This window comes from Polaromonas sp. P1_E11, assembly GCF_056405995.1.
Window position 1 is genome coordinate 967,395 of record NZ_JBFUBA010000002.1, and the last position, 11,801, is coordinate 979,195.

10 protein-coding genes are annotated in these 11,801 nt (G+C 62.9%); 6 read left to right on the forward strand and 4 right to left on the reverse strand.

Annotation, left to right across the window (positions count from 1 at the left end; all coding sequences use genetic code 11):
- The first annotated feature begins 169 nt into the window (after positions 1-169).
- The 5 genes from hutU (at position 170) to AC1D11_RS12150 (ending at position 6,105) form a co-directional block, all read left to right on the forward strand.
- Positions 170-1,876, forward strand: a complete 1,707-nt coding sequence (hutU, locus tag AC1D11_RS12130) for a urocanate hydratase (RefSeq protein WP_477648330.1) — start codon at positions 170-172, stop codon at positions 1,874-1,876.
- Between the two features lie 82 nt (positions 1,877-1,958).
- The gene (gene hutH / locus AC1D11_RS12135; RefSeq protein ID WP_477648329.1) at positions 1,959-3,497 is read left to right on the forward strand and encodes a histidine ammonia-lyase; all 1,539 of its coding nucleotides are present in this window, start codon (positions 1,959-1,961) and stop codon (positions 3,495-3,497) included.
- Positions 3,498-3,550: 53 nt separating this feature from the next.
- A complete protein-coding gene (locus tag AC1D11_RS12140) occupies positions 3,551-4,507 on the forward strand; it encodes an ABC transporter substrate-binding protein (RefSeq protein ID WP_477648328.1) in 957 nt (318 codons plus the stop codon).
- Positions 4,508-4,519: 12 nt separating this feature from the next.
- Positions 4,520-5,299: an ABC transporter permease gene (locus tag AC1D11_RS12145; RefSeq protein ID WP_477648327.1), complete on the forward strand. Its 780-nt coding sequence runs from the start codon at positions 4,520-4,522 to the stop codon at positions 5,297-5,299.
- The gene (locus AC1D11_RS12150) at positions 5,296-6,105 is read left to right on the forward strand and encodes an ABC transporter ATP-binding protein (RefSeq protein ID WP_477648326.1); all 810 of its coding nucleotides are present in this window, start codon (positions 5,296-5,298) and stop codon (positions 6,103-6,105) included. The genes AC1D11_RS12145 and AC1D11_RS12150 overlap by 4 nt, the downstream gene beginning before the upstream one ends.
- Here the strand turns inward: AC1D11_RS12150 and AC1D11_RS12155 are convergent.
- The 4 genes from AC1D11_RS12155 to AC1D11_RS12170 form a co-directional block, all read right to left on the reverse strand.
- On the reverse strand, positions 6,102-7,517 hold the full coding sequence (locus tag AC1D11_RS12155) for an MFS transporter (protein WP_477648325.1): 1,416 nt from the start codon (positions 7,515-7,517) through the stop codon (positions 6,102-6,104). The genes AC1D11_RS12150 and AC1D11_RS12155 overlap by 4 nt on opposite strands.
- A 341-nt stretch (positions 7,518-7,858) precedes the next feature.
- Positions 7,859-8,431 carry a hypothetical protein gene (locus AC1D11_RS12160; protein WP_477648324.1) on the reverse strand — a complete coding sequence of 191 codons (573 nt, stop codon included), beginning with the start codon at positions 8,429-8,431 and terminating at the stop codon, positions 7,859-7,861.
- 77 nt (positions 8,432-8,508) lie between these two features.
- The gene (locus AC1D11_RS12165; RefSeq protein ID WP_477648323.1) at positions 8,509-8,730 is read right to left on the reverse strand and encodes a CsbD family protein; all 222 of its coding nucleotides are present in this window, start codon (positions 8,728-8,730) and stop codon (positions 8,509-8,511) included.
- A 243-nt stretch (positions 8,731-8,973) separates the two neighbouring features.
- Positions 8,974-10,584, reverse strand: coding sequence for an ABC transporter permease (locus tag AC1D11_RS12170; RefSeq protein WP_477648322.1), 1,611 nt, complete (start codon positions 10,582-10,584; stop codon positions 8,974-8,976).
- Positions 10,585-10,708: 124 nt separating this feature from the next.
- Here AC1D11_RS12170 and AC1D11_RS12175 point away from each other — a divergent pair, with 124 nt between their 5' ends.
- Positions 10,709-11,788, forward strand: a complete 1,080-nt coding sequence (locus AC1D11_RS12175; protein WP_477651223.1) for an ABC transporter ATP-binding protein — start codon at positions 10,709-10,711, stop codon at positions 11,786-11,788.
- Positions 11,789-11,801 lie beyond the last annotated feature (13 nt).

Genomic DNA, 11,801 nt, shown 5'->3' on the forward strand with positions numbered 1-11,801 from the left:
CTTCATCGGCCGGTCAGGGTTGCCGGGCCGGCTTTTTGCGCACAAACCATAGATTACCGCAGTTGACACAAGTTGTATAGACAACTACGATTTATCCCATCGCCGGTTGATTCCTTTTTCTGGCGCTGTCTGAAATTCCCCTGTTATCCCGTCTTCTCCGGAGCAGCCCATGTCCGATCTTTCCCAAACTCCTTTTCTCGACAGCAAGGCCCGCCCCGTGCGCGCGCCCCGCGGCAGCACCCTCACCTGCGCCAACTGGCAGATCGAGGCGGCCTACCGCATGATCCAGAACAACCTGGACCCGGAAGTCGCCGAAAACCCTGACGAGCTCGTGGTGTATGGCGGCATCGGCAAGGCCGCTCGCAATTGGCCGGCTTTTGACGCCATCCTCGACTCCCTGAGCAAGCTCAAGGCCGACGAAACCCTGCTGGTGCAGTCGGGCAAGCCGGTCGGCGTGTTTCGCACCCACGCGGGCGCGCCGCGCGTGCTGATCGCCAACTCCAACCTGGTGCCCAAGTGGGCGACCTGGGAGCATTTCAACGAGTTGGACCGCGCGGGCCTGATGATGTACGGCCAGATGACGGCCGGCAGCTGGATTTACATCGGCACCCAGGGCATCGTGCAAGGCACATATGAAACCTTCGTGGAAGCGGGCCGCCAGCATTTCAACGGCGACCTGGCAGGCCGTTGGGTGCTGACTGCCGGCCTGGGCGGCATGGGCGGCGCGCAGCCGCTGGCTGCTACCTTTGCCGGCGCCTGCTCGCTCAACATCGAGTGCCAGCAGTCCAGCATCGACTTCCGGCTGCGCACACGTTACGTCGACAAGCAGGCCAAGGATCTTGACGAAGCGCTGGAGATGATCAGGCACCACACCTCGCGCAAGGAGGCAGTTTCCATCGCCCTGTGCGGTAATGCGGCCGAAATTGTTCCCGAGTTGGTCAAGCGCGCCAACGCGGGCGGCATACGCCCCGACATCGTGACCGACCAGACCTCGGCCCACGACATCATCAACGGCTACCTGCCTGCAGGCTGGACGGTCGCGCAGTGGCGCGCCGCCCAGAAAGACCCGACCCAGCATGCTGCGTTGACAAAAGCCGCTGGGGAATCCTGCGTGGCGCACGTCAAAGCCATGCTGGCCTTCCACGAGATGGGCATTCCCACGGTGGACTATGGCAACAACCTGCGTCAGGTGGCCAAGGATTTCGGCGTCGACAACGCCTTTGACTACCCCGGCTTTGTGCCCGCCTACATTCGCCCGCTCTTTTGCCGCGGCGTTGGCCCCTTCCGCTGGGTGGCGCTCTCGGGCGACCCGGAAGACATTCAAAAAACCGACGCGAAGATGAAAGAACTCTTCCCAAACAACAAGCACCTGCACCGCTGGCTCGACATGGCCGAAGAGCGCATCGCTTTCCAGGGCCTGCCGGCGCGCATCTGCTGGATAGGACTTGGCGAGCGCCACCTGGCAGGCTTGGCCTTTAACGAGATGGTCAAGAACGGTGAGCTCAAGGGCCCCATCGTGATCGGCCGCGACCACCTGGACAGCGGCTCCGTCGCCTCGCCCAACCGCGAGACCGAAGCCATGAAAGACGGCAGCGACGCCGTGAGCGACTGGCCTCTGCTAAACGCGCTGCTCAACACCGCCAGCGGCGCAACCTGGGTCAGCCTGCACCACGGCGGCGGCGTCGGCATGGGCTATTCGCAGCACTCGGGCGTGGTCATCGTGTGCGACGGCACTGCCGAGGCCTCAGAGAAATTAAGCCGCGTGCTGTTCAATGACCCGGCCACCGGTGTGATGCGTCATGCCGATGCAGGCTATGACATCGCCAAGCAAAGCGCCAAAGACAACGGGCTGAACCTGCCGATGATGGGACGCTAAAGCGTGGCGTTCCGCTCGAACCACGCGCCCGTATGGCCGGCGGCGCATAGCCGTTTTTTTTGACGAACCTGGGATCCCCCTCATGAACATCCAACCCGGCTATCTCACGCTCTCCCAGCTTCGGCAAGTTCACACCAGACGTGAAACACTCGCCATTGACCCATCTGCTGTAGCGGGCATTCGCGCCAGTGCAGCCCTGGTACAGCATGCGGCACAGGGTGGTGCCGCCGTCTACGGCGTCAACACCGGCTTTGGCAAGCTGGCCAATCAGCGCATAGCGCAGGCCGATCTCGAAATCCTGCAACTTAACCTGCTACGGTCTCACGCCGTGGGTGTGGGCGAGCCCATGCCCGAGCGCGTGGTGCGACTGGTGCTGCTGCTCAAGGCCGCGAGCCTGGCACGCGGTTATTCCGGTGTGCGGGAAGTCGTGATCGATACACTGATAGCGCTCTACAACAAAGGCCTGACGCCGGTGATCCCCTGCCAGGGCTCGGTAGGCGCTTCGGGCGACCTGGCCCCCTTGGCCCACCTGTGCCTGCCACTCATTGGCGAAGGTGAGGTCTTCTACCAGGGCGAGCGCATCGCCGCAGCTGAGGCACTCAAGCAAGCCGCCATCACGCCGGTGAAGCTCTCGGCCAAGGAAGGCCTGGCGCTGATCAACGGCACTCAGGTTTCGACCGCGCTCGCGCTGGATGCACTGCTCGCCACCGACCGCCTGTTTGAAGCGGCTGTGATCTCGGGCGCCGTCACGCTGGACGCTGCGCGCGGCAGCGACGGCCCGTTTGACCCACGCATCCACGCCGTGCGCGGCCAACCGGGCCAGATCGACTGCGCTGCGGCCTACCGCGCCATCATGGTGGGCAGCGAGATTCGCCGCTCGCACCTCGAAGGCGACGACCGCGTGCAAGACCCTTACTGCCTGCGCTGCCAGCCACAGGTGATGGGTGCCTGCCTGGACCAGATGCGTTACGCCACGCAGGTGCTAATGCGCGAAGCCAATGCCGTGACCGACAACCCGCTGGTGTTTGCTGACGATGCAACGCTGCTCTCGGGGGGGAATTTCCATGCGGAGCCGGTCGCATTGGCTTGCGATGCATTGGCCGTGGCCATTGCAGAGATAGGCGCCATCACAGAGCGCCGCATTGCCATGCTGGTCGATACCGTGGCCTCGCGCCTGCCGGCCTTCCTCACACCCGAGCCGGGCCTCAACTCTGGCTTCATGATCGTGCATGTCACAGCCGCCGCGCTGGCCTCTGAAAACAAATCACTGGCCCACCCCGCCAGCGTCGACAGCCTGCCGACCTCGGCAAACCAGGAAGACCATGTGAGCATGGCCACATTCGCGGCGCGCCGGTTGCAACCCATGCTGCGCAACACCGAATACATCGTGGCGATCGAACTGCTGGCTGCCGCACAAGGTATTGAATTTCTGCGACCGCTCAAGAGCTCCACCGTGCTGGAGGGTGTGCTGCAACTGGTGCGCCAGGTCTCACCGGCCATGATGCATGACCGCAGCCTTGCGCCCGACATGGAGAAGGTGCACCAATTGGTGGCGGGCGGGCTGATTGGTCTGGCCGGTGAAGCGCAAATCACCGAGCTAACGGCCTTGCGGCTGGCATGAAGCCTGCATACAGTAGCGATATCCCAACCCGTTCCCTACAGGAGAAATCTTTCATGAAGAAGCACCTTGCCTTTTCACTGCTGGCCGCTTCGGCCGCACTGGCCACGATGAATGCCCAGGCGCAGGAAACCAAAGTCGCCGTCGGCATCTCGGGGTGGACGGGTTTTGCCCCGCTGACCCTGGCCAAGGAAGCCGGTATCTTCAAGAAAAACGGGCTCGACGTCTCCATCAAAAAGATTCCGCAAAAAGACCGCCACCTGGCCATTGCCTCGGGTGATGTGCAGTGCGCCGCCACCACGGTAGAAACCTGGGTGGTGTGGAATGCCAACGGCGTGGCCACCACGCAGATCTTCCAGCTCGACAAGAGCTACGGCGCCGACGGCATGGTGGTCAAGCCCGCCATCACCAAAATCACTGATCTCAAAGGCAAAACCGTGGCCGCCAGCGCGCCCGGCACCTCGCCCTATTTCGCCCTGGCGTGGATGCTGAAGAAAAACGGCATGAGCACCAAAGACGTGAAGGTCGTCAACCTTGAGCCGCAGGCCGCGGCAAACGCCATGATTGCCGGCACCGACGGGGTGGATGCCGCCATGACTTACGAGCCCTACCTGGGCGCAGTGCGCGCCAAGCCAGAGGCCGGCAAGATCCTCGCCACCACACTGGACTACCCCATGGTGATGGACACCTTCGGCTGCACGCCCAAGTTCCTGTCTGAAAACCCCAAGGCTGCCAAGGCCCTGGCCGACAGCTACTTTGAGGCCGTCGAGATGATCCAGAAAGAACCGAAGAAGAGCTTCGAGATCATGGGCGCCGACGTGAAGCAGACCGGCGAAGCCTTTGAGGCCTCTTCCAAATACCTGCGCTGGCAGGACCGCGCAGCCAACCAGAAATTCTTTGCCGGCGAACACGCCGCCTTCAGCAAGGAAGCGGCCGAGCTGTTGATGGAAGCGGGCATCATCAAATCGCTGCCCGACATGAGCAAGCTGGCCGACACGCGTTTTCTCAAGTAAGCACGCGAAAGCATGCGGCCACTACAACCCGTCTCGCCCGGCGCGCGCATCGCGCTGGGTGTGAGTTTCTTCGTTCTCTTCTTCGTGGTGTGGGCCATCTTCACGCTGGGCGGCTATGTCTCCAAGACATTCCTGGCCGACCCCATCACCATGGTGAAATCAGGTTACGACCTGCTGGCCAACCAGGGTTTCGCCAAGGACATCGGCATGACAGTCTGGCGGGTGCTCGGCGGCTTTGCGATTGCGGCCTTGCTGGCTGTGCCGCTGGGCGTGATGATGGGCGCGTACAAACCGGTAGAAGCGTTCTTTGAACCCTTTGTGAGCTTCGCACGCTATCTGCCTGCCTCGGCCTTTATTCCGCTGCTGATTTTGTGGACCGGGATTGGCGAAACGCAGAAGCTCGCCGTGATTTTTATCGGCTCCTTCTTTCAACTGGTGTTGATGATTGCCGTGAGCGTGGGCAACACGCGGCGCGACCTGGTCGAGGCGGCCTATACGCTGGGTGCGGCCGATCGCGGCATTGTCGTTCGCGTCTTGCTGCCCAGTTCGGCACCCGAAATCGCGGAAACCCTGCGCATGGTGTTGGGCTGGGCCTGGACCTATGTGATCGTTGCCGAGTTGATTGGTGCATCGAGCGGCATCGGCCACATGATCACCGACAGCCAGGCACTGCTGGCGACAGACCAGATCATCTTCGGCATCATCGTCATTGGTGTGTTCGGCCTGGTCACCGACCTGGCGTTTAAAGCGTTCAATAGAAAACTTTTCCCGTGGGCTCAGTTAGGCCGATGACTTCATCTTCCACACCGATCCTGACCGTCACCCAGCTGTCGAAGACCTTTGCCGCCAACAAGGGCTCCGGCACCGTAGCGCTGCAAGCAACTGATCTGGCGGTTGCCGAGAACGACTTCATCACCATCCTCGGCCCTTCAGGCTGCGGCAAGTCCACACTGCTGCGCATGGTCGCCGGGCTGGACACACCCACCAGCGGCACCATCGTGCTGGACGGCAAACCCATAGCGGGCCCGGGCGCCGACCGCGGCATGGTGTTCCAGAGCTACACGCTCTTTCCGTGGCTCACGATTTTTCAAAACGTCTGCTTTGGCCTGCGGGAGAAAGGCATGCCACTGGAAAAGCAGCACGATATCGCGCACCAATTCATCAAGAAGGTCGGACTGCAGGGATTTGAGAACCATTTCCCCAAACAGCTTTCAGGCGGCATGCAGCAACGCACAGCACTCGCTCGTGCCCTTGCCAACAACCCGCGCATCCTGCTGATGGACGAGCCCTTCGGCGCACTGGACCATCAGACGCGTGAGCTGATGCAGGAGCTGCTGCAAGGCATCTGGGAGGCCGAGCAGAAAACCGTGCTGTTCGTGACGCATGACATCGATGAGGCCATCTTTATGGGCAGCCGCGTGGTCGTCATGAGCGCAAGACCGGGCCGCATCAAGTGCGACATTGCTGTGCCGCTGGCGCATCCGCGGCATTACTCGGTCAAGACGACGCCGGTTTTCACGAATCTCAAGGCGAAACTCACCGAAGAAATCCGCGTCGAAGTGCACCGGGCGGCGGGCCAGCAGGCGCCCGTCGTTTAATCCGTCTGGGCTTTGGGTCGTGCGGCCTGCGTCATGCGCAGGGCGCTGCAAACACCGGCCGTGGCGGCAAATGCAGCGGCCAGCCAAAGGGCAATCAAGGGGCCCTGACCGCCTTCGCCGGGACTGGACACGGCAAAAATCATCGCCAGTAAAACCGCGCCCAATGTCTGTCCCGTCAGACGCGCCGTGCCAAGCATGCCGCTGGCGCCGCCGCTGCGGTGTGCGGGCGCCGAGGTAATGATGGTGTGGTTGTTGGGTGACTGAAAGAGGCCGTAGCCGATGCCGCACAGCGCCATGCGCCAGACGATGTCGGCCTGCGCCGGATGCGCGGGCAACAAGCCCAGCGACACCAGCCCCAGGCAGAGCATGGCCATGCCGACGCCGCCCAGCAGGCCGCCTGGATAGCGCCCTATGAGCCGGCCCACCAGCGGCGAAGTGACCACAATCGCCAGCGGCCAGGCGGTGAGCAGCAAGCCCGCCTCGAGGTGGCTGAAGCCGTAGCTACCCAGCAGCAAAAAGGGCAGGCAGATATAGGCCAGCGTCTGCGCGCAGAAGGCGCCGATCGACGTGCCCATGGACAGCGCGAACACGGGAATGCGCAGCAAATCAAGCGGGAATAACGGCACGGGCATGGCCAGCTGGCGGCGCACGTAGACCACGCCGATGACGATTCCGACGGCCAGCTCGGCCAGCGGCAGCCACAAGGATGATGCAGCACCCGGCACAGCTTCCACACGTACACCCAGGCCGTCCACACCCAGGAACACCAGGCCGAACATCAGGGCGTTGAGCACCACATCGACCGGCGAGAGCTTGAGGCTCTCTGCCTTGGCGGTGTTCTCGGGCAGGGCCTTTCGACCCCACCACAGCGACATCAGGCCGAATGGCACATTGAGCGCAAACAGCCATGGCCACGAACCGGCGGAAAGAATGCCGGCCGCAATCGACGGGCCGGCCACCGAGGCGGTTGCCACCACCAGCGAATTGATGGCGATGCCGCGGCCGAGCAGGTGTTTGGGGTAGATGAGTCGAACCAGCGCGGTGTTGACGCTCATGAGGCCAGCCGCGCCCAAGCCCTGCAGCGCGCGGGCCAGGGCCAGTGTGGTCAATGAATCAGCCAGCGCACAGAGCAGCGAAGCCAGCGTGAACACGGCCATGCCCGCCAGGTAGACGCGCCGGTAACCGATGATGTCGCCCAGTGTGGCCAGCGGCAGCAAGAGCGCCAGCGTGGCGACCTGGTAGGCGTTGACGACCCAGATGGACTGGGCGGGCGCGGCGTTCAGTTCACGGGCGATGTCCGGCAGCGCCAGGTTAACGATGGTCCCGTCGAGCACCGCCATGACAATACCGAGAATGATGACCAGTAACGCACGCAAGCGTTCGCGAGCGGGCAAACCATCCTGAACAATCATGCGTACCTTTGCTGGAACTGATGGGGATCAGGTCAGTCGCCATGAAGGCAGCCCGTTGAATCCCAAAGGCCCCGATTTTACGGGCGCAGCATGGGACGCGCAGCGTGGGGCCGCCGACGGGAAATGCCGCGCCCGCACGCGCTCAGGCGCATGGCCTGCGGTCGGCGGCTTGCAGCGTCTCCGTGCCACTTTTTTTCACAAATGGCCACCGGATCATTCACATCGTGCGCAAGCAGCTATCTATTTGATAGCAGAGAATAAAAAATCCCGGGCTGCAAATGCAGGACCGGGATTGGGGTTGCCATTCCGGCAGGCCTTGCCGAGGCAAACCGTTGGGCAGCTTACTTCATGCCGTACTTCGCCTTGGCATCGTTCTGGCAGCTGTCCTTGGCGGTTCCGGTGAGGGCATCGCAGCGCTCTTTGGCAGCCTTGTACTCGGCTTCACGCTTTTCGGCGCTGGCGTCCTTCTTGGCTTCGGTCACTTTTTCAGTCTTGTTCTTGCTGGTGTCGGCTGAGGTCTTGGCGACCTTGGCGTCTTCCTTGGCTTTGACGTGGGCCGCTTTGGCATCTTTCACGCAGACGTCCTTGTCATTGCCTTTCAGGTCATCGCACTTTTCCTTGGCGACGTCGTAGGCGGCATCGCCTTTGGCGAAGGCCACCTTTTCGGTGTTGCGCGGGCTGGGCTTGTACTGGGCTTCCAGTTCGGCCTTGGCGACTTTTTCAGTGCCTTTGGCTTCGGCCACGCAGATGTCTTTGGCATTGTCTTTCAAGGCGGCGCACTTGTCGCGGCCGGCTTTGTAGTCGGCGGAGATGCGGTCGCTCTCGGCTTTATGTTCCGCTTTGGTCATAGCCAGGGCCTGGCCGGCAAAAGCACAGGACATCACGGCGGTCAGCATCAGTAATTTGGCTTTCATGGATTTTCCTTTGAATGAGTTGGAGTTATGGATTGGCAGATTGGTTATGGATGGACTCTGGAGCGTTCAACAGCGGATCAATAGCGCTCAAAAAAATCGGTCGGGTTGCGGTCTTTCCAGGCGGTGACCTGCTTCTCAGCCTCATCCTTGCTGAGGCCGTGGCGCTCCTGGATGCGGCCCAGCAGCTGGTCGCGTTTGCCGGCGATCACATCGAGGTCGTCGTCAGTGAGCTTGCCCCACTGCTCTTTGACCTTGCCTTTGAATTGAAGCCAGTTGCCTTCCACGCGGTCTTTGTTCATGGTGTCCTCCTGAACGTCAGTTGATAAATTCGCCCGTGGCACTGATGTCCTCTGTCGTGTCGTCGTGTCATCCTCGTCCGGGCGGCATGGTCAACCATACGTTCGTTGTTTCTCTCCCCCCGTAGGCCCCCGTATTTGATGAGCGTAGGCTCATGCTTACAGGTTGGACGCCGACGCAAGAGTACCGCTCATCAAGGCCAAGGCCTGAGTGGGGTGAGGGGGACGGGAAGTGGCTGCTTGCGCTTACTTTGACCGCAGCGTGCGGCTGAGCAGCGCGACGGGCAGCAAGCCCACCAGTACCAGCGCCAGCGCGGGCAAGGCGGCCTCACCCAGCCGCTCGTCACGCGCGAGCTGGTAGGTGATCACGGCCAGGGTGTCGCTGTTGAAGGGCCGCAGCACCAGCGTGGCGGGCAGCTCTTTCATCACATCGACAAACACCAGCAATCCAGCCGCGGCGACCGAGCGCTTGAGCAGCGGCCAGTGCACGCGACTGAGAATGCCCAAGCCACTGGTACCCAGCATGCGCGCGCTGTCGTCAAAGCTGGCCGGAATGCGCGAGTAGCCGCTTTGCAGGCTTTGCAGCGCCACGGCGCTGAAGCGGACCAGGTAAGCCCAGACCACACCGAGGATGGTGGCGGTAACCCAGTAGCCCGCGCTGGTCTGCGGCGCAGCGGCCTGCAACCAGCCCACGGGCAGCAGGAGACCCACCACGATCACCGCGCCGGGCACGGCATAGCCCAGGCCCGCCAGGTGTACGGCAGCGCGGGTGAGCAGGCCCGGCTGCCGGCGCACCGCAAAGGCCAGGCCCAGGGCAAGCGCAGTGGCCAGCAGTGCGCTCAAGCCTGCGAGGCCAATGCTGCTGAGCGTCCAGCCAATGAATTTGTCCCACAGCAGGTTGTCCCAGCCCAGCACCAGCGGGCGCAGCATAAAGAACACCGGCAGCACAAAGCCCAGCGCGATAGGCACGGCGCACACGAGCCAGGCCGAAAAGGCGCGCAGGCCGCGCAACTGCACGGGGGCCGCGTCTTGCGCGCCGGCGCGTGCGCCGCGGCCGGTGGCAAAGCGCATGCGCTTTTGCGCGCTGTGCTCAATCCACAGCAGCAGCGCGACGAAGAACAGCAACACGGTCGCCAGCTGCGCCGCGGCGATGCGGTTGTCCATCGAGAGCCACGCCTTGTAGATGCCGGCGGTGAAAGTCTGAATGCCGAAGTAGCTGGAGACACCAAAGTCGGCCAGGGTCTCCATCAAGGCCAGCGCCACACCGGCGGCCACGGCGGGCCGCGCCAGCGGCAGCGCCACACCGCGGATGCGGCGCGACAACGGTGCGCCCAGCAGGCGTGCGGCTTCCATCAGGTGCACGGCGCGCTCAGACAAGGCTGTGCGCGCCAGCAGGTATACATAGGGGTAGAGGGCGGCGGTGAACACCAGCACCGCGCCGCCCAGGCTGCGCACCTCCGGCAACAGCCGGCCCTGCAGGCCGAAGGTGGCGCGTAGCCATGTTTGCAGCGGGCCGGCGTATTGCAGGAAGTCGGTATAGGCGTAGGCCAGCACATAGGCCGGCATGGCCAGCGGCAGCAGCAGGGCCCACTCAAACGCCCGGCGCCCCGGAAAGTCAAACAAGGTGACCGTGGTGGCGGTCGCCATGCCTACTAGCGCCACACCGAACGCCACACACAGGCACAGCGTCAGTGATGTCCGGGTGTAGTCGGGCAGCACGGTCTGCAGCATCTGCAGCAGGATGAATTGCGCTTCGCCATTGAACTGCAGCCAGGACAGAGCCACCGCCAGCACCGGCAGCGTGAGCAGCCCGACCAGCACAAAGAGCACAACAGGAGGGAAATATCGGCGAAACATGGAGCCCCGGAAAGCCTCAGCAAAAAGGCCTCTCGCGGGGAGGGGCCCTGCCCCCGCCTGCGTTCGCCATGGTCTTGCAGTCAGTCACTGCAAATGAGAATTGTAAGCATCTACAATTGTTTGCATGTTTCTGGATATCTCCCAGCTCGGCCTGCACTACGCCGGCCGCACAAAGCCCGCCGTGGACGGCGTGTCGTTCAGCCTTCAGGCCGGGGAGATCGGGGTCCTGATCGGGCCTTCAGGTTGCGGAAAAACTACCTTGCTGCGTGCAGTGGCAGGCCTGGAGCGGGCCAATGCCGGCAGCATTAAGCTGGCAAAGGATGTGGTGAGCAGCGCCGCCGTGCATGTGCCGGCCGAATCCCGCCGCATCGGCATGGTGTTTCAGGACTACGCCCTGTTCCCGCACCTTGATGCTGCGCACAACGTCGCCTTCGGGCTCACTCATCTTGCACCCGCCCAGCGCAATCAGCGCGTCAGCGACGTGCTGGAGCTGGTCGGACTGGGCAATGTGCACAAACGCTTTCCGCATGAACTTTCAGGCGGCCAGCAGCAACGCGTGGCACTGGCGCGCGCGCTGGCGCCGCAGCCGCGCCTGCTGCTGCTGGATGAACCGTTTTCGAACCTGGACGTGGACCTGCGCGAGCGCCTGGCGCACGAGGTTCGCGGCATCCTGAAGGCGGCCGGCGCCACGGCGCTGTTTGTCACGCATGACCAACTCGAGGCCTTCGCCATCGGCGACCGCATCGGCGTGATGCACCAGGGTAAGCTGCACCAGTGGGACGAGGCTTATGCGCTGTACCACCGCCCCGCCACCCGATTTGTGGCCGACTTCATCGGCCATGGAGTATTCGCACAAGCGCATATCGAGCAGCGCGGCGACGACGTGGTGGTGCACACTGCGCTGGGCGACCTGACGGACATGCTCGAATGCCCCTTGCCTGGCGCTTATGCCGGCGGCCTGTGCGACGTGCTGCTGCGCGCCGACGACATCGTCCATGACGACAGCGCGCCGGTGAAGGCACAGATCGTGCGCAAGGCGTTTCGCGGCTCGGAATTTTTGTACACCCTCAAGCTGCAGACGGGCGAGACGGTGATGGCGCATGTGCCTTCGCACCACAACCATGCACTGGGCGAGTGGATAGGCATACGTGCCGAGGTCGACCATGTGGTGACCTTTCCCCGTGAAACCGTTGCTGCGCCCTAGCCGCAATTAGCTC